The following is a 20,114-nucleotide window of genomic DNA, read 5'->3' as shown; positions in this document are numbered from 1 at the left end:
CCTTCTACAATACATTTTATATTAAACATATTGCTTTATTTAATTGCATTAATCAATTCATCTAATCTTCTTTTGCTTTATCCATTTATGAACACTTTATTTTTTAACTAAATAATATTTTATTTAGTTCCACTTAAAGTGTACACTATTTTATACTAACACCAGTATAAAATTTACTTTAAGTCAAATAATAACTGTATATTATTAAGATTAGGAGGTAAAGAAAATTGAATGAAGGATTAGTAGTTTTTGTGCGTTCTATTATCGGATTTTTTTCCTTACTTATTTTTGCTAAAATATTAGGTAAACAACAAATAAGTCAATTAAGTTTTTTCGATTATGTCCTTGGAATAACAATTGGATCTATTGCTGCAAGTCTTACAACAGACTTATCTAGTAGAGCTTGGCCTCATTTTATAGGTCTTTTTGTTTGGGCTCTACTAGGATATACAATGGAATATATTACATTAAAATGGAGATATGCTTCAAAATACATAGATGGAGAACCTACAATTATAATTATGAATGGTAAAATAATGGAGAATGCATTACGCAAAATGAAATACAAAGTCTCTGATATCATGGGACTATTAAGAAATAAAGATGTTTTTGATTTGTCACAAGTGGATTTTGCAATTATTGAACCAAATGGACAATTATCTGTACTTAAAAAACCACAATATGAACCTCTAACACCTAAAGATATGAATATTACTAAAGCGTCAACAGGCATAAGTACAGAACTTATTTACGATGGAATACTTATACATCAAAATTTAAAACAACTTAATAAAACTGAAAAATGGCTTATGGATCAGCTAAAAATGTACCAAATCAAGGATGTTTCAGAGGTATTTCTTGCAACACTGACTCCTTCTGGTTCCTTGTATATAGATAAATATGATGATCACACTGTAAAAATAACTGATGTTGGTGATTATAAGGGCCCATATTAAGGAGGAAAACTATTATGAGAAAATTTTTAGTCATAACTACACCTATAGTAGCATTAATTCTTTTTGTAGTAATTATGCTTAGTAGTACTATTTTAAAAAAATCATTAGGAAAAAATGATAATATTCCTGAGTCAATACAATTGATTATTCAAGATGTAGAATCAGAAAACTGGGAAGATGCTAGTGATAAAACAAAAAATTTGTCAAATGTTTGGAAAAGAGTAGTTAAAAGAATTCAGTTTAGTTCAGAAAGAGATGAAATAAATTCTTTTCAAGAGAGTATGGCACGTCTTAATGGTGCCATAATGGCAAAAGATAAATCTGCTTCACTTATTGAATTAAATGAAGCTTATGATCATTGGGATGGATTAGGTAAATAAACTCTAAATGTGTTATAAAAAGCATAGTTATAATATGCTTTTTAACAATTATTTTTATATTGAAATTTTATTTATGTAATTAATTTATAGTTTAATAATTCCAGTAAGAACTCAAAATTATATTACATATTAATATACTCCCATATCTATAAAATATAAATTTAACTAGATATGAGAGTATATCAATTATTAATTAACTATTTATTATATTGAGGTTCTTCTTGTTTTACAAAATCAAGTCTTGATTGAATTGTTTGTTCTACATTTTCCATTGTATTTGCAAGTTGATTAAACATTTGTTTTGCTTCTTGATTATCTGTATCTAAAGAAAATGTCTTCATATCAGCACCTAATCCCTTAGCACTAGCTAATGCTGTTTCAAGTTTTGTTCCTGTTGGCATAACAACTCCTCCTTTGTATTTTTTGTTGCAATTATATTTTGTTCATAATCCATTTAAATATTCAATTTATTCATAATGAAATATATTCCTTTTTAAATCTAGTTTATATTTATTAATCCTTAACAATTTGTCTTTAATAATTTAAATAAATATATATATTAAAAATGAATTAAAACTAAGATTATTGGTTAAAGTAACCTAGAAAACAACTTAATAAATATAAAGGAGACTTTTATATGACTGCGATTTCAAAGGTAAAAGAAACATTAGCTACACTAAAGGGGTCTGAGTCCACCTTAAGAATGTATTCATTGCAAGAACGTGATAAAGAAGCTAGCGCTATTTATAATCAGGCATATAAAGAAATAAATGAAATTAAAACAGACTTAGAAAAAAGAATAGGCTTTATGGAGTTTGAGGAACCCCAATATAAAGGCAACTAAGTGAGGTGGCATATGGATTCTTGGTTAATACTATTATTTAATTCGATAATTTTATTTTTTTTAACATTAGTTATAACAAAATATATGAAAAAAAAGACCTTATCTAAGGCTACACCCTTTGATTTTATTTCTTATGCCGTCATTGCTATTATAATTACTTTAATTTCTTTAAATATAGTTAATAATATTTACTTCGGATTAATTACACTGTCTGTTTGGGCACTGATGCCTATTATCTTAGATTATGCTTCCATGAGAAGTAAATGGATTTATAACCTAATGCACGGTAAAGAACGGGTTCTTGTTAAAAACGGTAAAGTTATGGAAGATAACTTATCCAAAGAAAGAATTACAGGGCAAGAATTCCTACAACAAATGCGTTTAAAAAAAGTATTTAACTTAGCCGATGTTGAATTTGCTGTAATGGAAACAACTGGAGATATAAATATTAGTTTAAAAGCTGATAAAAAGCCCATTACCCCATATGATTTAGGAGAAAAAGTAGCACCTAAGACTGAACCACAAACAGTTATTTTAGATGGAAACATATTAAATGAAGGTCTTACTAATGCTGGATTAAATCGAGGCTGGCTTACAACTCAGCTAGAAATCAAAGGGGTTATCCTTGAAAATGTTTTTCTTGGTCAAGTAGATTCTTCTGGCGACTTATATATAGATCTTTTTGATGATATGATACAAGTCCCTAAAACACAAATTAAAGAAATGCTCTATGCTAGTATTCAAAAAAGTCAAGCAGATCTTATTTCATTTTCTTTAGACTGTGACAATGAAGATGCAAAAACTATGTACTCACAAAGTGCTAAAAAATTAGAAAAAACCATAAAAAAATTAGAACCATATTTATTACGTTAGAAGGTGAAATAAATGTCAAATATGAAAAAGAAAAAAATGACCTCAGCTCAGCAGCAATATGATACATTAGTAAATAGTATAGAACCTAAAAGACCCATTTTAACTAATTGTATTAGAGCCTTTCTCGTAGGTGGCACAATATGTACAATTGGGCAAGGACTACAGTGGATTTTTATTAACTACTTTAATTTTGATGAAAAAACCTCAGTAGGTCCTACGTCCCTAGTTTTAATATTTTTTGCAGCTTTATTTACTGGCCTTGGAATTTACGATCATCTTAGTCAGTGGGCTGGATGTGGATCTGCTGTTCCTATTACAGGCTTTGCCAATTCTATAGCTTCTGCTTCAATTGAACATAAAACTGAAGGATTTGTACTTGGAGTAGCTGGAAATATGTTCAGTCTTGCAGGCGCAGTTATTGTTTATGGAGTTTTTGCTTCTTTTGTAATTGCTACAATAAAAATAACAATAACATGGTTGGGGGCGATGTAAATGCTTAAAGGACATCAATCCTGGATTTTTAATTCTAAACCTACAATATTAGCTTCTGCCGCCGTTGGTGGTCCTTTTGAAGGTAATGGTGCTTTAGCTGATGACTTTGATATACTTTATGATGATTTATGGCTTGGGCAAGATAGCTATGAAAAAGCAGAAAAGGCTCTACTTGAGCATGCTTGTGAAAGAGCAATACAAAAATCAAAGATACAAAAAGAAAATATTAACTTTTTCTTAAGTGGAGATTTAATGAATCAAATCATTTCTAGTAGCTTTACTGCAAGAACTTTAGGAATACCTTATTTGGGAATATTTGGTGCTTGCTCTAGCTCCATGGAAGGTTTAGCATTAGCTGCTCAATTAATAGAAAGTAAAGCAGCTAAATATGTTATAGCAGCTGCAAGTAGTCATAATGCAGCTGCTGAAAAACAATTTAGATATCCTACAGAATATGGTGTGCAAAGACCACCTACTGCTCAATGGACAGTAACTGGCGCTGGAGCTGCAGTCCTTGGACAAAATGGAAACGGACCTAAAATAACTTCTGCGACCATAGGAAGAGTAGTAGATATGGGTATTTCAGATCCATATAACGTTGGTGCAGCCATGGCACCAGCAGCTGTAGATACCATTGAAGCGCATTTTAGAGATTTAAATATTGATGCTTCTCATTATGATCTTATTGCCACTGGTGATTTAGGAAAAGTTGGCCATGAACTTGCTAATGCTTTATTAAAAAAACATGAAATAAATATGCCAACGGATATATTTACAGATTGTGGTCTTTTAATATATAAAGAAGACCAACCAAGCTTTTCTGGTGGAAGTGGCTGTGGTTGTTCTGCTACTGTAACTTATGGACATTTACTTAATCGTATGCGAAAAGGGGAATTAAAGAAAATATTGATTGTTGCAACAGGTGCCTTAATGTCTCCTATCTCCTTCCAACAAAAGGAAAGCATACCTAGTGTTGCCCATGCTGTTTCTATAGAAATGTAAAAAAGAAGGTGTGAGTTAAGTTATGGAAAAATTTATTTTTGCATTTATAATAGGTGGATTAATTTGTGTTATTGGGCAACTTATAATGGATACTTTAAAGATTACCCCTGCACATACAACTTGTACACTAGTTGTAATTGGTGCAATTTTAGGTGGATTTGGTCTATATGATCCTTTGGTGAAATTCGCAGGTGCTGGAGCATTTGTACCTATAAGTAGCTTTGGAAATACCCTTGTAACAGCTGCTATAACTGAGGCTGAGCAAACGGGTTTTATAGGAATATTTACTGGTGTTTTAAAGACAGTAAGTGTAGGTGTTTCCTCCGCAATAATATTTGGATTTATTTCTGCCATGATATTTAAACCAAAAGGTTAGGCATATGAAAAAAAATCTTTCATATGCCTACATATATTTAATTGATGTAACAACTAAAATAACCCACTGCAACACTTACATTAGTGTTGCAGTGGGTTTCAATGGTGGAAACAAAGAAATTTAATTATTGTTAATTTTAATTTGTTTACGTTTTTCATTAGGAGAACAATCATATTCATCCTTAAATAACTTCGTGAACATTTTATAGTTTTTAAAACCATTACGTTCGATAATTTCAGAAATATTATGATCCGTGTTTACAAGCTCTATGTAAGCATGTTCCAGACGAATACTATTTAAATATTTTAAAAATGTGATTCCCATATATTTTTTAAAAAAACGAGAAAAATATTCTGAATTTAAATAAAGTTCACTTGCAACAGACTCAAGCGTTATATGCTCTGAATAATGTTTTTTACATAATCTATTATTAAAGCTAATTTATCCAGATATTTATCACTATTCTTATTGTCAAATTTTTTATCGATTTTACTAAATTCCTTTACTAAAATAAATAGTAAATTAAAAATCAAACTGTTAATTTTAAGTTTATATCCTAATTCTTTTTTATTATAAATAGCAAGAAAACTAACTAAAATTTCTTTCAACTTATTAAGGGAAGGTATTTTCTCTGTAATAGTTGGTTACAAAAGAATTTTGTTGTAGACATATTGTCAATATACTTTTCACAAAACTGATAAGGTATTTGTAGTACTACAGCCGTATTCCCATACTTACACATTGTTGAGTGAATTTCAAGAGAATTAATAACTATTAAATCGTTTTCTTTTAAATTATAATCTATACCATTTACGTTTACTTCAAGACTTCCAGTTATAATGTATATCATTTCAATGCTACGATGCCAGTGCTTCGAGATTATACTGCCTTTATCATCATAATATTGAAACTTAACACTAATATCTTGATTAATGTTTATCGTTTCATGTTCAAAATCCATATAATCACCTTTTATTATATTTATTGTTTGAATTATATCATAGCAATTATCTACTGACAATAAGAATAAAAAATCTTTTTTATTACTAGCAGAATATAGCCACTACTTTATACTAACACCACTTTTTATTTTATTTTCAATAAACTTTATAATAAAAAAACTAGGTATTTATTAAATGAGCAAATTTCATATTTGCTCAGTAGCTATTTTACTGGTTTTGATTTTGCTGCTTTTTTTGTTAATAAATCGCATACATCAGTGCCCAACTTTTCACTATATTCAAAATCTTTAGCACAGAATGTTCTTTTAAGATAAACCTGATCCCTGAGTAACACCAATTACATGCCACTTATTAGGTACTGCATGACATAAAGTATGAACTCTTCCCTCTTTATCAAATCTTGGTGTATCTGTTGCTGCAAATACTACTCCTGATGAACCTATTATAGTTGATATTATTCCCTCATTTACTATTCCATTTCCTATAGCTCCAGCTGCTTGATCACCTGCGCCTCCAACTACTGGTGTATTTACTTCTAGTTTTGTAAGCTTAGCAGCTTCTTCTGTAACATATCCACTAACAACAACCGATTCATAGACATCTGCTAATATATTTTTATCTATATTTAAATCCTTAAGTAATTCTTCACTCCAATTTCTAGTATCTATATTTAACATTTGCATTCCACTAGCATCTGAAACTTCTGTTGCAAATGTATTTGTTAATTTAAATCTTATATAATCCTTTGGAAGAAGTACTTTATATATCTTTTTATAATTATTAGGTTCATTATTTCTAACCCATAATAATTTTGAAAGCGTAAATCCAGTTAATGCAGGGTTTCCTGTTATTTTAATTAATCTTTCTTTTCCTATAACTTTTGTCATATAATCGCATTCTTTTTCTGTTCTTTGATCACACCAAATTATAGAATTTCTAATTACTTTGCATTCTTTATCCAATAAAACAAGCCCATGCATTTGACCACTTAATCCAATACCTTTAATATCAGATGCTTGTACATTACTTTTTTCAATAACATTTTTTATCCCATTAACACATGCTTGCCACCAATCCTCTGGATTTTGTTCTGCCCATCCTACTTGTGGTTGAAATAAATCATATGCATATGTTGCAGTTTTTATTGTGTTTCCTTCTTCATCAAATAATGCTGTTTTAGTTCCTAATGTTCCAATATCCAAACCTAATAAATATCTCATAATTAAACCTCCCATTTTTATACACATATTTTTATTTATACTTAAATCACAACTTTTAAAATATCTTTTAATAAGTTTATTGTACGTACTATTTTACTCTTAGTAAACATTTTTCAGTAAACTTTTACATAATTATTTAAAATGTTCTTAATGTAAATAATATTCCTTATTACTAATTGCTCCTTTAATCACTAAGAACGTAGTATTTATCTCAAAACTTCTTCAATTCTACTAGTATCAAATGAGTTCGGGTTCTTAAATTATACTGTATTAACAGAATCTACACTCAAAGTAAGTAATAATTATCTTTAAACTTCCCCCTCACATTTTATTTATTAACTTTTTACATTTTTATATTTTGATAGCGCTCTAATGTCTATCAATATTTTTACTAGAAATTTATTTTCTATAATTTTTCACACTACAAAAAGGGCTACTAAAAAAAATTAAAGATCTGACTTTAATTGAATATCGAAATCAGATCTTAGCTTCATAATTTTATTTTTTCATCTATACTACTTGATATTAAACAAAAACTACTGACAAATCAGGCATTAGAATTGTATCAAGTACTCCACTTCAAATTATTTCATCAAATTTAGGTTATAGTTTGGCTTGTGTTTCAACATAAAGAAGTCTAATTTCTAAAATTTATTTACAAAGATGAATAGCGTAACCTTCTTCCGAGAATAATAAAAAAGTAAAGTAAGGTGGTGATACTAATGGGTAAATGTCAATATAACAAAAACAAGAATGATAAGAGTAATACTGACAATAATAAGAACAAACCTGATATTGCTTCATTATGAAATTATGTATACATAAATAACAGCATTTCTATACAGTTATATGTAAATAATTAAATAATATAAATTGAATATATACCAGATAAATTTTATAATACTTTTTTAATAGAATTATAAATAGTTTTCTATCAAATGTTACAACTACATTATACAAGGAGGATATTATTTATGAAAAAAAATTATAAAAAAATTATAATTTTACTTCTTCTACTTATAAATAGTATTGGGTTTTCTAAGATATGTAGTGCAGAAACTACTAATACTTTAACTCCAATTAATACAGAAGATAATGATAAAATAGAAAAAATTAAAGAAGAAAAAGTATTTACTGTTTTAACATCTAATCTTGCTCCATTTTCTTTTATAGATACTAAAACAAATGAACCCACTGGAATAGATATAGATATAATGAATGAAATTGCAAAAGAACTAGGCTTTAATAAAGTAGAAATGAAAATAGTTCCTTTTTCAGATTTACTTGAAAAACTAAATAGTGATGATAGCACATATGTAGCAGCTAGTGGAATTATTATTACAGATAAACGTAAAGAATTAGTAAATTTTACTGATCCATTGTATAAACAGTCAGAAGCTATCATTGTGCCGAAAGTTTCAAAAATCAATTTTATAGAAGATTTAAAAGATGCAGTTATCGGAGCACAAAAAGGATCCGTGTATCTAGATTTAGCAGAAAAATGGAAAAAAGAAGGTAAAGTAAAAGATGTGATTGTTTTTGAAGATATACCTGAGTTATTATCATCAATAAGCTCAAAGAAAATAGATGCTGGTCTAATGGACTCAATTATTGGAGAATATCTATTATTTAAAGGAAATCTCTATTTAAAAATATTACAACCATATACCCCAGAATATCCTGGAACTATAGGAATAGCAATCAAAAAACATGATATTACTTTGCTAAATGCAATGAATAAAAAAATTGATGATATGAAAAAAGATAAAACTATCAAGAAAATTCTAAAAAAATATGGATTAAGTGATAAATATTTAGCTGACGATATTAAAAAATAGTAGATATTCTAATTAATTATTATAACTTAAATAAGAATTCCATAATAAATTTATGTCTAAAAATAAAAAACTGTACAAAAAATGTACAGTTTTTTCTATGGTGGAGACTACGCATGACCTTTAAAATCCACTACTTCATATCCAATCTTACATATTTTCTAATGATACAATTTTTTCTTTTTCAAGTACAAAAAGCACTTATATTTCTATAGATGTTTGGCTAATTCTCTTATTCTCCAAATTGATATGCTCCCATATTATAACCAACATATGGGCTGTTTGTGATTATAATTGATCCACCTTCCTCTAGATTTACTATATCTACATTCTCCGCAAATTAATTATTTGTTTTCTACATAACCTCTAACATTTTCTATATAACCTCTAAAGGGAATATGTATTGAAACTCCTGTATCATCAAGCTTGTATTGAGTACCCTCAACTGGATTTCTATTATCAACTAAATTCATGCCTACACTATAAAGAGCCTGAACCAAGTCATTGGGATAATGAACAACAGAACCTAACATAATTCCTCTATCAATCAATTCTCGAGCTTCTGGTACTGCATCAACTCCAACAACTGGAATTGTATTTGTTTTATCGCCTTTATTAAATCCAAATTCTTGTAATGCCTGAATAGCTCCTATTGCCATTGTATCATCGTTTGAAATTATAACTTCAATTTTATTGCCATATTTTAAAAGCAATGACTTAACTTCACTTTTAGCTAATTCATAATCCCATTGACTAACAATTAATGCAAGTTCTTCTGTTTGTATTCCAGCTTGTTTAATTGTTAAAACAGAATATTTCGTTCTTTCGATTGGTACCATATTGTAACGTTCACCTTGCAACATAATATATTGCATTGTGTTATCTCTATTTCTATCAATTAGCTCTTTATTAGTATTCCATTGATCAATAAGCATTTTTCCTTGCATTATTCCAGATTGTTTTGAATCTGTTCCTATATATATAGCTTTGGGATAAGACTTAATAGCCTCCATTGTAAGTGGTTCTCTATTAAATATTATTACTGGAATATTATATATTTTAATTTTATTAATAGTTTCTTGTAAATATCTTGTATCAGCTGTATCTAGTAATATAAGATCAACACCTTCTTTAAGTACTTTATCAATAATTTCATTTTGTATTGCCAAATTGGATTTTGAATCATAACATGTAAATTCAACCTTACCCTGATTTTTTCTTCCAATATCTTCAAATTCTTTGCAAATAGTTCTGAGATAATCATCAGTAACAAGATCTTTTGCAAGTACAGCTACTTTAATAGACCGTCTTGTTGGAAAGTCTTTGCTAACACTTATAACTTTTTTACTGTTACATACTAGTATAACTAAAATGATAATTGAAGTTATTATAATTTTTAATACTCTTCTTAATGCCTCCATATTATTTCTCCTTAGTTTATTTTTACTTAGTCTATATTCACCTAATAGACCCAACATAGCTACGAATAATTACATTTGTCATTTACTTTGTACTATTTGTGTACTCCTTGTAAGTTAAATGAACTGTAAATCCTGTATTATCAAATTTATAATTTGTATTTTCAAGAGGAGGTCTGCCAAAGGCTAAATTCATTCCAATAGAATAAAAAGCTTCAATAGAATTTTTAGCGCAATCTTGTATCTATTCACAGTTAGATAATGCAATCTCTTCTGTTTTTATTCCCGCTTCATTAAGTGCTAAAATAGAGTGCTTTGTTCTTAAATATGTTAATGGACTTCCAATTCTACCTTTTAAGTTATGAGTAATTAAATTTATTATAAAAAGATCCTATTTTTCTGTAAGGGCTTTTTTAATACTTTCATTTTGTAAACTTTGATTATCTTTTGCATCAAAGAAAGTAAATTTTACTTTACCTTTATTCTCTTTTTCAATACGTTCCAAATTTTCTTTAAGTAAAAAAATATACATGGAATTAGAATTGCCTAGAATACAGCTATCTTAATCGGAGTCTCTTTATTAAAATTTGAATTAGCAAATACATTATTTTTAAAAACTCCTATCGGTAGAATCTCTATTATAATAAATACTAATATTTTTTTAAATGCTCATTTAAATCCTCCAAGACAAATATTTAATTATAATAATTAATATTATCATTTGTATTAATAAAAAAAATATTCTAATTCTATCTTCTAAATAAATTAATCCATACTTGAGCATTTGAAATTAAATTTTTAATATTTATTATAAAATAATTTTGCTCCTTATATTATTTCCTGTTCATCACTCCACCAATAAGAATCATCTGTTTCTTCTTCAAGACATATATCTTTCTAATACTCACCATTTAGCTTTTGGCTAAGTTTTTAATAACCTTAACATGTATCGATATATTTGAAAAAGAAAAAATCACCCCGTTAAGTAGATAATACACTAGCTTCTTAGGCTATATCTACTTAGCGAGATACAAAAGTTAACTTATTCTTTAAGTACTAATTTTAAATAGAATGAAAATTTAGGTTAAGTCTTTTAGGTAAGCTTATTAAACTAATTCTTTTATAATTTCATAAATTTGCTTTACATCTTCTTCTTTTTTGTATTTCTATCTACACTTAATTTTTCATTTATTACAATAAAGTGTACTTTAACATAAAATTTTTTTAAACTTGAACTTTTATATAAGAAAATATTTTAAATTCAAACAATCCCGTATCTTTAACTTAATTTCTGGAATAACTGGATGAGTTAAAAATTATAAAGTTAGAAAAGGATATTAACATTATACCTACTATTTTGAACATGAACAAAATCTTTCAAGATTCATTAAAGATGCTGCTCCTGCAAGTGTTGTACCAAAAAAAATAGTAGGTTTATCGATTAAAAAATTTGTTATTGTTTTATTTGCTATTGTGCTGCCTGTAGCAACTACTATATCACACCAATTCAACAAATCATCTATAGATTTATTTCCATCTTCAACTAACACACCATATTTAATCTTACCTACTGTATCACAAGCTAAATCTACAATTCTAAGTGGAAATTTTTTAGAAAGGTTTTCTAATATTGCAGGTTGATACCCTATCATCGCTATTTTAGGATTACCATACTTATCTTTAATATAATAAGCAAATTTCTCTGCACATACTTCTGGTTCTCCATCCTTACAATGAATAGTTTTATCTGTTAATTTTAAATATCTACATACAGCATTTAAAGTTGCAATATATACCGCTGTATCAAAATTAGTTTTTAAAGGCATTTCAATAATTTGTTTTAAAGTTCCTTCAAAATTATTAGGCATATCCGTAAAAGCTTGACCTTTTTGACCTCTAAAATCCGCTTCAAGCAATTTTTCCTTTCCTTTTATAATAGGAAAATCTTTTCTGTCTGGATTTCCTATAGCTTCCTCTGGCTTTAAAGCCTTTCCTTTTACCTTAATTTCATCATTTAAAAAATTATTATCATTGACTATATTCATAAATTTATTAAATAAACTATTATAAAATTCTGTTTCATTCATATTATTGCCTCCATAATTCTATTTCAAAATTTGTATATCGCTATCTTTAATTCCCACATATACTTCTTTCCCTGGATTTAGCTCTAAGTCTTCAATGCATTTTTTTGTTACAAATGAGTTTAATTCAATTCCTACATCAACTATAACTTTTTTTATAAATCCTTGATTAATAATTTCAACAATTCTACCTTTGAATTTATTCTCAAAGCTTTGAGTTCTAGGGTCTAAGAACAGAAAAATATTTTCACCACGTACTGCAGCTATGGCCTCATTAAGTACACTGTTATTTTTAACAACAAATTTCACATCATTTGATAAAATCGCTCTTCTATCACTTACCTTACATTTAAATAGATTACTAAATCCTGTGAATTTAGCTATAAATTCTGATGAAGGATGTTCAAATATTTCCTCTGGACTTCCAATTTCAAGAATTTCTCCATTATTCATAACTGCTATTCTGTCTGCTAAATACAAAGCCTCATTAAAATCATGAGTAACATGAATAGTTGTAGTATTTAGATTTTTATGCATTTTTTTTAGGTTTTGTTGAAAAATTTCTTTAGTACAAGGATCAAGTGCACTGCTGACTTCATCCAATAATAGTATTTGTGGTGAAGTAATAATAGCTCTTGCGAAAGCAATACGCTGTTGTTCTCCTCCACTTAACATATATATATTTCTATTCAATAAATGCTCTATATTAAGCATTTCACATATACTAAATAAAGCTTTCTCTGCACTACTTTTAGACATACTTTTTACTTTAGAACTGAAGAGGATATTTTCTCTCACAGATAAATGAGGAAACAACAAATAATCTTGATATACAAATCCTATATTCCTATGCTCCGGTGGAACATTGTTCAAATTTTTATTATTTATATATATACTCCCTTTATCCAGATTATAAATTCCTGCTATTATTTCTAAAATTATAGTCTTACCTGCTCCTGTTGGTCCTAATATAACAAAATATTCCCCTTCTTTTACTTCAAAATTTATATCTTTAAGTTTAAAGTTACCCAGTTTTTTATAAATATGCTCTAATTTAAGCATAAAATAACTCCTTTTTAGTATTATTTTATATTTTCTGTATTTCTCTTTTCAAGCAATTGAAAAATAGACAAACATACTATAGACATAATTATTAATATTGTTGCTGCTGCTAACGCTTTATCCAGTTCCCCACCAGCTAAATTTAAAAATATTGCTGCTGGTAATGTCTCTGTTTTCATACGAATAGCTCCTGCAAGCATAAGAGCAGTACCAAATTCGCCCAATGCACTAGTCCATACAATTATAACTCCTGAAATTACTCCATTTCTTGCTAATGGAAGCGTTACCTTAAAGAATGATTCACAACTGCTATAACCAAGTGTTCTAGCAACAAATTCTAACTTAGGATTAATACTTTCAAAAGTTACTTTTAAAATTCTTATCATATATGGAGTATTAATAAAAAAATGAGCTACTATTATTCCATATACAGAGAAAACAGGATCTATTCCTAATTTAGTAACAATATTCTCTATAGGCTTTGTAGTAAATAGTAATAAAAGAGCTATTCCTGATGCAATTGGTGGAATTGAAATTGGCATTTGTACTATTGCATTTATAATTTTTTTACCCCAAAAGTTAAACCTAACTAATCCATATGATATAGGTATAGAAAACATCAAACAAATTATTGTTGATATGGTTGATGTAAAAAAGCTTAACTTAATTGCAAACTGAATTTCTTTATCCAATAGACTTTCTATTAAATTAGGAATGCCTCTTAGTAATACCCCAAATATTGCAAAAATTATAAATAATATAAAAACCAAAAGAAATATACATATAGATGTTTTAAAAAAAATGTCTTTTAAATTTTTATTAAATCTCATTAGTTAGCCTCTCAATACTGCTTCAAAGTAAACAATTACATTTTGCATATTATTCAATAGGTTTTAAATTATTTTTTGTAAATATAGCCTTTCCTTCATCTGAATTAGTAAAATCAATAAACTTTTGACTTAACTCCTTATCTTCACAACTTTTCAGAGTACTTATATTTACCTTTTCAACTGAATTTTGTTCATTTGGAATTTGAACGCAATCTATATCTTTAGCTGCATTAAGAGCATTATCTTCCCAAACAATTGAAGCATCTGCTTTTTTCATAGAAAGATAGGTTACTATCTCATTTACAGTAGAAACTGTTGAAACAATATTAGGTTTTACCTCATCTTGAATGCTTGCTTTAGTAAATAATTTCATAGCCAATTTCCCCAATGGTGATGTTTCAGGGTCTCCTAAGATAACTCTGACTTCAGACTTTGAAAAATCTTGTAAGTTTTTTATATCAAGTGGATTTCCTTTAGGCACAGCAATTACAGGTGTATGATATGTTAAATCCTTTTTATCTAGCGTTAATTCTTTTTTATTTGCCGTTTCATAGTCTTTATTTGAAGGTAATACACAAATATCTCCTTTATGTGAAATCTCCATTTGACCTATAAGATCTGATGCATTAGCATAAGTAAATTCAGCTTTAACACCATTTTGTTTTTCGAATTTTTCCCCTATTTCATCCATTGGCTTTTTTAAACCTGCAGCACAATAAATTAATAAAGATTTGTCTTTTTCATTATTTGCAGTAGTAGGTTTTGATGCTTGTCCGCATCCCCCTAACATAATAGCAACTATTAACAATGTTGAAATTAAAATCAGTGAATTCCTTTTCTTCACAAAAATCATCCTCTCTTCTAGTAATTCATTTTAGCCCCTTTCACTCTAATGTAACCATCTTCTTTCGTATTCTATACAAATAGAATACCACTCCATTATTTACCAGTCAATAAATTCCATATCTATTTTTTCATTTTTCAACATATTAACTATTTCTATGACTGTTTATTTAAATTTATTATAATTTTCTATTATAAATATTTTATCTAAAAACATATTAAGTTCTTCTTTATTTTCCACAAATTAAAATAACCCACAACAATAAACTGCCCTCTGTCAAGTAGACATTGGGCAGTTTAGAAATGTATTGCATTTTTATCTTCATTTAAGTACCACAATAAGTCTTATATGCACAACTTGTTGATTTTGGTAATGTAGAATAATATTCATTGATATTTGAATAATCATAAGGATTTTTAAGAACATCTACAAGACGTTGCATAACACCATAATCATTATATTTAACTGCTGCATCTAAGGCCTCTTCTACTCTATTATTACGTGGTATCACTGTTGGATTATTTTGTTCCATTAGATTCTTTAATTCTTCACTTGATCCATCTTGCCTTGTTAATCTTTCTTGCCATAATTCATACCACATCTTAAATTCTTCACTTTTAAACATATCTATATCATTTAGATTTCCTAATGTTAAATTACGAAAAGTGTTTGTATAATCTGCCTTAAATCTTTTCATCATAGTTAAAAGAGATTGTATTAACTTTTTATCTTCTTCTTCTTCATTAAATATTCCAAGCTTTGCTCTCATTCCCACGTACCAATATTTATTATATAAATCACTATACTTAGATATTGAATTTTCAGCCATCTTGGTCGCCCTTTCTAAATCTTCGTCTAATAATGGTAACAATGTTTCTGCAAATCTAGCTAAGTTCCAAGCTCCTATTTTAGGTTGATTCCCATAAGCATACCTCCCATTAATGTCAATAGAGCTAAATACAGTATTAGGGTCATAGACATCCATAAATGCACAAGGACCATAATCAATCGTTTCTCCTGCAATAGATATGTTATCAGTATTCATAACTCCATGAATAAATCCCACTAACTGCCATTTTGAAATAAGCTTCGCTTGACTCTTTATAACTTCATTAAGTAAATATAAATAAGGATTACATTCATATTCTGCCTTTTTGAAATGTCTATTTAAAGTATAATCAGCTAATGCTTTAAGTTCTTCAAATGTTCCCCAGTTTGCAGCAAATTGAAATGTACCAACGCGTATATGACTTTTTGCTATACGTGTTAAAATTGCTCCTGGTAAAATTTGTTCTCTTATTACATCTTCCCCTGTTGAAACTACTGCTAAACTACGAGTTGTCGGAATTCCTAACCCATACATGCCCTCACTTATTATGTATTCTCTAAGCATTGGCCCTAAAGTGGCTTTTCCATCTCCACCTCTTGAATATGGCGTTCTACCTGTGCCTTTAAGTTGAATATCAAATCTTTCTCCATTTTTTGATATAAATTCACCTAAAAGAACGGCTCTACCATCCCCTAACATTGTAAAATGTCCAAATTGATGACCTGCATAAGCTTGTGCAATTGGAACTGTACCTTCTAAAATTTTATTTCCAGCAAAAAAATCTACTTCATCATCACTTTGCAAAAACTCTTCATTTAACCCTAGATTCTTTGCTAGTGATCTATTAAATGCTACTAGCTTCGCACTTGGTACTTTGTTTGGATTTTGTTTTGAAAATAATTTTTTAGGAAGTTTAATATACGTATTTTCTAAATTCAAATGAGCATTAGTAATTACTTCTTTATTATTCATTTTATCTCCTTTAATATTTATATTTGTAATAAAGTACTAGATATTCTTATAATTACATATTTATAGCTAAATTATAAAAATAGCTATAGTTTACTTCATTAGTTTATACATAAATTTTTTTCTTATTAATCTTTATTGCTATAATTTACACTATTATTTCATCAATAATATTAACTTGTATATATATTTATAATGAGAACTTTTTCTTCATAAGTAGATGATTCATAATAATTAGATGATTCATAGAATTTATAATAAAGGCTTCACTTAAGCTTTTAAATAATTTGTCTTGTTCTCAATTAGTTTTATCATAAAACAAAGAAAAGCCCTTAATTCAAAGGACTTTCCATTGTATCACGCATTCTATTATCATTTAACTAATAAGGAGTATCCTACTCCCTGATTGAATATATATTTATATCATTTTCTCTAAATTACTCACTAATTCACCAATTGCTCCAACATAGCAATTAACTATTCTATTAGCAATATCGCTTACTAACTCTTCATTATAAATATGGGATGTTTTATTTCTATCTTCTAATAAGTTAATCCATACTTGATCATCTGAAATTAGATTATTAACATATGCTTTTTTATAAATGGTTCTAGGAAATGAATTTTCTAATGTCACCCCTGAATAAGTTAAAAATTCTTTTAGTGTTTTATGTGTCAATTCATAAGTAAATTCAAACCTTTGTATTAAACTATCTCTTATGATTTCATCTTTACCATCATATAATTTACTTACTTCCATTAATTTATTATATGCTTTTTTTAAATTCATATATTTAAAATCTATATTTCTCATATATAATGACACCATCCTTATTAATCTGCGCTTTAAAAAATTCATCCTTTATATTTTTCATATCAGAGAAATCAAATTCTAGTAATGTTCTAGTATTTAATTCAATATCCTCGATATATTCTCCTAAATCCTTATCTGAGTATATAGCCAAATCTATATCACTTTTTAAACTATTATCTTCTCTAGCCCTTGATCCAAAAAGAACTACCTTATTTATATAATCATATTTTTTACTTATATTTATTATTTCTTCTAATATATTTTTATCTAAATTCAAATTAATCACCTTTAATTTTTTTAATATAATTATAACATAAGCAAATTATAAATATACTTATTATTTTATTTCAAGAATTATAGAAAATATAATTGTTTTTAAATAAATTATAAATCTATTCATCTTTTGCTTTAAATAAAAATCTATCTTTAATTCCATCAACAGCTAAAATAATAAATAACCAACTTATTATATAACCATATCTATTTTGATTTTCAGTAATTAAATAAGCAGCTATATATCCTAGAAATATTAGATAAAATAAATTTAATTTTGAGTTTGAATTCATAACACTTCTCTTCTTTAATCCTAAAAAAATAAAAATCAATATTATAATATAAAATATTTGAAAAGGTGCTGAACTAAAAATTCCTATCTTAAATATTATTTTTTCTTTTGGAACATCTTTTTGAGTCCAAAGAGATCCTGCAAAATCTCCTATACACCATTGTGATCCTAATTTTCCCAAATAAAAAATCAACACTTTAATAGTAGGCGCAGTTGTAAACCTATCATGTATTACTTCTTTACATTTTAGTTTAAGTTCATCATAGTTATTTATATTTTCTTCTACCAATTTTGCATCTTCAACGTTCCACATACCTAAGCTGTTAAAATTAGTTCCTTTTAATACATTTGTTATTTTAGGTTCGCTTCCTCTCCATAATGGATTTTCTGTAATATTTACCTTTTGAAGAATGCTACTAACTAAAACTATAATTAAAAAATATGGAACAATAACAAAGACTATATTTATTAACTTTTTAAATATTCTATCTTTATAATAAATTAAAATATATAAAGTATATGCAATTAAAATTATAATAGCAACCATTCTAAATAAATTTCCGAAAGCTAAACATATGCTACTGATACAAAATAATCGAAATTTATATTTATCAGATTCAATACCTCTTAAAAATAAGTAGATACTTAATAAATAAAAAGGCATTGCTAAATTTTCACTACAAAATACTGAAGTATACGTTATAAAAGGTGGAAATACACTTGCTATTAATAATGATAATAATGCTTTTTCTTTGCTTTTAAACAATTCTAGTGTTATTAAATATACAATTAACACTACTGTTGTTCCTAAAAACAAGCTTATAATCTTCATAATTAACAAATTATTTGCTGGAGATAAATATTGTATTGCTGCCATATATAAAACATGTATAGTTAAATGTGGGAATCTTCCTATATAGCCTATTCCTTTAAAACAACTTAAATCTCCTGCTATGAAATTTTTACCACATTCATACATGACTTTAAAATCAGAATTTGGTGTATTATCTGCATTTAAAATCCACAAAATTTTGATAAAAATTGATATTAATATTAATGAAAATATTTTTTGTTTATAGCTAATATTAGAATTTATTATTTTATATTCAAATAATATAGAAATTATTATAACTAATAAAAATACTATTGTCCCAACATTGCTATCTATAAGTATAGGAAATAAAATACAAATGCTTGCTATAATTATAATTGATAATATAATTTTTAACATTGTATTCATAACCTTAGTACATAAGTTATCTAATTTATTCATTTTTACTCCTTTAACTTTCATTTTTACTCCTTTAACTTTAAAGGGTTACGTTCATAAATCTTATTACCTCTGAGTTAAATTATCTGTTTGTAGATATGAGGACCTATGTTATATTGCTTGTCCTATAAGTACACATGATTGAAATATTTAATTAATATAATACAAAAAAATGTAGTATTTCTTTTCAACTTTAGAAATTCATATTTTTATAAATTATACATTTTTTCATTATTAATCTCCATTTACTTTAAGCTTTCTTTATTTTTAATCATCTACTAAACAAACATTTCACTTTATAAGTTTACCATTTTTGCTTTTATATGTCTATTTTGCTGCATTTAATCATATTTCATATAATAAAAAGAAGTTACCTTTGAAAAAGTCAAAAAATTTTTTTCAAAGGTAACTTCCATTAATAAAGGTTTCTTCAATAATTTAAAAATTAGGCTATGTTTTAAATGCGTGTTGATATATGCAATAGGTAAA

21 protein-coding genes and 1 pseudogene are annotated in these 20,114 nt (G+C 27.3%); 8 read left to right on the top strand and 14 right to left on the bottom strand.

Annotation, left to right across the window (positions count from 1 at the left end; translation table 11 throughout):
• Positions 1 to 227 precede the first annotated feature (227 nt).
• Positions 228 to 956 (top strand): DUF421 domain-containing protein, encoded by a 729-nt coding sequence (locus NG904_RS06200; RefSeq protein ID WP_252230535.1) that lies wholly within the window; start codon positions 228 to 230, stop codon positions 954 to 956.
• 14 nt (positions 957 to 970) lie between these two features.
• Positions 971 to 1,336 carry a DUF4363 family protein gene (locus tag NG904_RS06195; RefSeq protein ID WP_252230533.1) on the top strand — a complete coding sequence of 122 codons (366 nt, stop codon included), beginning with the start codon at positions 971 to 973 and terminating at the stop codon, positions 1,334 to 1,336.
• Between the two features lie 197 nt (positions 1,337 to 1,533).
• Here the strand turns inward: NG904_RS06195 and NG904_RS06190 are convergent, their stop codons facing one another.
• Entirely contained in the window at positions 1,534 to 1,737 is a 204-nt protein-coding gene (locus tag NG904_RS06190; RefSeq protein WP_252214356.1) for a DUF1657 domain-containing protein, read from the bottom strand.
• Between the two features lie 236 nt (positions 1,738 to 1,973).
• On the opposite strand from NG904_RS06190, the gene NG904_RS06185 reads away from it, so the two are divergent.
• The 5 genes from NG904_RS06185 to spoVAE are packed head-to-tail and all read left to right on the top strand — an operon-like array spanning position 1,974 to position 4,923.
• Positions 1,974 to 2,180 carry a DUF1657 domain-containing protein gene (locus NG904_RS06185; RefSeq protein WP_252230531.1) on the top strand — a complete coding sequence of 69 codons (207 nt, stop codon included), beginning with the start codon at positions 1,974 to 1,976 and terminating at the stop codon, positions 2,178 to 2,180.
• Between the two features lie 12 nt (positions 2,181 to 2,192).
• Positions 2,193 to 3,053 carry a DUF421 domain-containing protein gene (locus NG904_RS06180; protein ID WP_252230529.1) on the top strand — a complete coding sequence of 287 codons (861 nt, stop codon included), beginning with the start codon at positions 2,193 to 2,195 and terminating at the stop codon, positions 3,051 to 3,053.
• Between the two features lie 12 nt (positions 3,054 to 3,065).
• Entirely contained in the window at positions 3,066 to 3,545 is a 480-nt protein-coding gene (gene spoVAC, locus NG904_RS06175; RefSeq protein WP_252214362.1) for a stage V sporulation protein AC, read from the top strand.
• Positions 3,546 to 4,547 carry a stage V sporulation protein AD gene (gene spoVAD, locus NG904_RS06170; RefSeq protein ID WP_252214364.1) on the top strand — a complete coding sequence of 334 codons (1,002 nt, stop codon included), beginning with the start codon at positions 3,546 to 3,548 and terminating at the stop codon, positions 4,545 to 4,547.
• Between the two features lie 22 nt (positions 4,548 to 4,569).
• Positions 4,570 to 4,923, top strand: coding sequence for a stage V sporulation protein AE (spoVAE, locus tag NG904_RS06165; RefSeq protein ID WP_252214366.1), 354 nt, complete (start codon positions 4,570 to 4,572; stop codon positions 4,921 to 4,923).
• Positions 4,924 to 5,043: 120 nt separating this feature from the next.
• Here spoVAE and NG904_RS17465 read toward each other — a convergent pair whose 3' ends face one another.
• The 3 genes and pseudogenes from NG904_RS17465 to NG904_RS06155 all read right to left on the bottom strand — a co-directional run.
• The gene (locus NG904_RS17465; RefSeq protein WP_353846051.1) at positions 5,044 to 5,364 is read right to left on the bottom strand and encodes a helix-turn-helix transcriptional regulator; all 321 of its coding nucleotides are present in this window, start codon (positions 5,362 to 5,364) and stop codon (positions 5,044 to 5,046) included.
• Positions 5,365 to 5,527: 163 nt separating this feature from the next.
• Entirely contained in the window at positions 5,528 to 5,944 is a 417-nt protein-coding gene (locus NG904_RS06160; RefSeq protein ID WP_252230527.1) for a cupin domain-containing protein, read from the bottom strand.
• A gap of 152 nt (positions 5,945 to 6,096) precedes the next feature.
• Positions 6,097 to 7,105: pseudogene (locus tag NG904_RS06155) on the bottom strand (xylulokinase); the annotation flags it as partial.
• Between the two features lie 974 nt (positions 7,106 to 8,079).
• On the opposite strand from NG904_RS06155, the gene NG904_RS06150 reads away from it, so the two are divergent.
• The gene (locus NG904_RS06150; protein ID WP_252230525.1) at positions 8,080 to 8,943 is read left to right on the top strand and encodes an ABC transporter substrate-binding protein; all 864 of its coding nucleotides are present in this window, start codon (positions 8,080 to 8,082) and stop codon (positions 8,941 to 8,943) included.
• A 341-nt stretch (positions 8,944 to 9,284) separates the two neighbouring features.
• On the opposite strand, the gene NG904_RS06145 is transcribed toward NG904_RS06150, so the two are convergent.
• The 10 genes from NG904_RS06145 to NG904_RS06100 all read right to left on the bottom strand — a co-directional run bounded on the left by NG904_RS06145 (position 9,285) and on the right by NG904_RS06100 (position 19,649).
• Positions 9,285 to 10,361 (bottom strand): galactose ABC transporter substrate-binding protein, encoded by a 1,077-nt coding sequence (locus NG904_RS06145; protein WP_252230523.1) that lies wholly within the window; start codon positions 10,359 to 10,361, stop codon positions 9,285 to 9,287.
• 388 nt (positions 10,362 to 10,749) lie between these two features.
• Entirely contained in the window at positions 10,750 to 10,890 is a 141-nt protein-coding gene (locus NG904_RS17460) for a hypothetical protein (protein WP_353846050.1), read from the bottom strand.
• Positions 10,891 to 11,710: 820 nt separating this feature from the next.
• Entirely contained in the window at positions 11,711 to 12,445 is a 735-nt protein-coding gene (locus tag NG904_RS06135; protein ID WP_252230521.1) for a Rossmann-like domain-containing protein, read from the bottom strand.
• Between the two features lie 18 nt (positions 12,446 to 12,463).
• Positions 12,464 to 13,504 (bottom strand): ABC transporter ATP-binding protein, encoded by a 1,041-nt coding sequence (locus tag NG904_RS06130; RefSeq protein WP_252230519.1) that lies wholly within the window; start codon positions 13,502 to 13,504, stop codon positions 12,464 to 12,466.
• 20 nt (positions 13,505 to 13,524) lie between these two features.
• Positions 13,525 to 14,334, bottom strand: a complete 810-nt coding sequence (locus NG904_RS06125; RefSeq protein ID WP_252230517.1) for an ABC transporter permease — start codon at positions 14,332 to 14,334, stop codon at positions 13,525 to 13,527.
• Between the two features lie 49 nt (positions 14,335 to 14,383).
• Complete coding sequence (gene modA, locus NG904_RS06120) at positions 14,384 to 15,178, bottom strand: molybdate ABC transporter substrate-binding protein (protein WP_502801455.1); 795 nt, start codon at positions 15,176 to 15,178, stop codon at positions 14,384 to 14,386.
• A gap of 325 nt (positions 15,179 to 15,503) precedes the next feature.
• Positions 15,504 to 16,979 (bottom strand): protein adenylyltransferase SelO, encoded by a 1,476-nt coding sequence (locus tag NG904_RS06115; protein WP_252230513.1) that lies wholly within the window; start codon positions 16,977 to 16,979, stop codon positions 15,504 to 15,506.
• A gap of 415 nt (positions 16,980 to 17,394) precedes the next feature.
• Positions 17,395 to 17,790, bottom strand: a complete 396-nt coding sequence (locus tag NG904_RS06110; RefSeq protein WP_252214377.1) for an HI0074 family nucleotidyltransferase substrate-binding subunit — start codon at positions 17,788 to 17,790, stop codon at positions 17,395 to 17,397.
• On the bottom strand, positions 17,771 to 18,076 hold the full coding sequence (locus NG904_RS06105) for a nucleotidyltransferase domain-containing protein (RefSeq protein ID WP_252230511.1): 306 nt from the start codon (positions 18,074 to 18,076) through the stop codon (positions 17,771 to 17,773). Before NG904_RS06105 ends, NG904_RS06110 begins: the two co-directional genes overlap by 20 nt.
• A 106-nt stretch (positions 18,077 to 18,182) precedes the next feature.
• Positions 18,183 to 19,649, bottom strand: coding sequence for a glycosyltransferase family 39 protein (locus tag NG904_RS06100; RefSeq protein ID WP_252230510.1), 1,467 nt, complete (start codon positions 19,647 to 19,649; stop codon positions 18,183 to 18,185).
• Positions 19,650 to 20,114: the final 465 nt, after the last annotated feature.

This window comes from Clostridium sp. ZBS15 (assembly GCF_023845705.1).
GTDB classification, from domain to species: Bacteria; Bacillota; Clostridia; order Clostridiales; family Clostridiaceae; genus Clostridium; species Clostridium aquiflavi.
The sequence above is the reverse complement of the archived record's forward strand: the minus strand, read 5'-3'. Positions and strand labels throughout refer to the sequence as shown.

Bases quoted from the DNA above. Each gene is read 5' to 3' on its own strand.
- NG904_RS06195 (WP_252230533.1), top strand. From the start codon at position 971: ATGAGAAAATTTTTAGTCATAACTACACCTATAGTAGCATTAATTCTT.
- NG904_RS06190 (WP_252214356.1), bottom strand. From the start codon at position 1,737: ATGCCAACAGGAACAAAACTTGAAACAGCATTAGCTAGTGCTAAGGGA.
- NG904_RS06185 (WP_252230531.1), top strand. From the start codon at position 1,974: ATGACTGCGATTTCAAAGGTAAAAGAAACATTAGCTACACTAAAGGGG.
- NG904_RS06180 (WP_252230529.1), top strand. From the start codon at position 2,193: ATGGATTCTTGGTTAATACTATTATTTAATTCGATAATTTTATTTTTT.
- spoVAC (WP_252214362.1), top strand. From the start codon at position 3,066: ATGTCAAATATGAAAAAGAAAAAAATGACCTCAGCTCAGCAGCAATAT.
- spoVAD (WP_252214364.1), top strand. From the start codon at position 3,546: ATGCTTAAAGGACATCAATCCTGGATTTTTAATTCTAAACCTACAATA.
- spoVAE (WP_252214366.1), top strand. From the start codon at position 4,570: ATGGAAAAATTTATTTTTGCATTTATAATAGGTGGATTAATTTGTGTT.
- NG904_RS06150 (WP_252230525.1), top strand. From the start codon at position 8,080: ATGAAAAAAAATTATAAAAAAATTATAATTTTACTTCTTCTACTTATA.
- NG904_RS06145 (WP_252230523.1), bottom strand. From the start codon at position 10,361: ATGGAGGCATTAAGAAGAGTATTAAAAATTATAATAACTTCAATTATC.
- NG904_RS17460 (WP_353846050.1), bottom strand. From the start codon at position 10,890: ATGTATATTTTTTTACTTAAAGAAAATTTGGAACGTATTGAAAAAGAG.
- NG904_RS06135 (WP_252230521.1), bottom strand. From the start codon at position 12,445: ATGAATGAAACAGAATTTTATAATAGTTTATTTAATAAATTTATGAAT.
- NG904_RS06130 (WP_252230519.1), bottom strand. From the start codon at position 13,504: ATGCTTAAATTAGAGCATATTTATAAAAAACTGGGTAACTTTAAACTT.
- NG904_RS06125 (WP_252230517.1), bottom strand. From the start codon at position 14,334: ATGAGATTTAATAAAAATTTAAAAGACATTTTTTTTAAAACATCTATA.
- NG904_RS06115 (WP_252230513.1), bottom strand. From the start codon at position 16,979: ATGAATAATAAAGAAGTAATTACTAATGCTCATTTGAATTTAGAAAAT.
- NG904_RS06110 (WP_252214377.1), bottom strand. From the start codon at position 17,790: ATGAGAAATATAGATTTTAAATATATGAATTTAAAAAAAGCATATAAT.
- NG904_RS06100 (WP_252230510.1), bottom strand. From the start codon at position 19,649: ATGAAAGTTAAAGGAGTAAAAATGAATAAATTAGATAACTTATGTACT.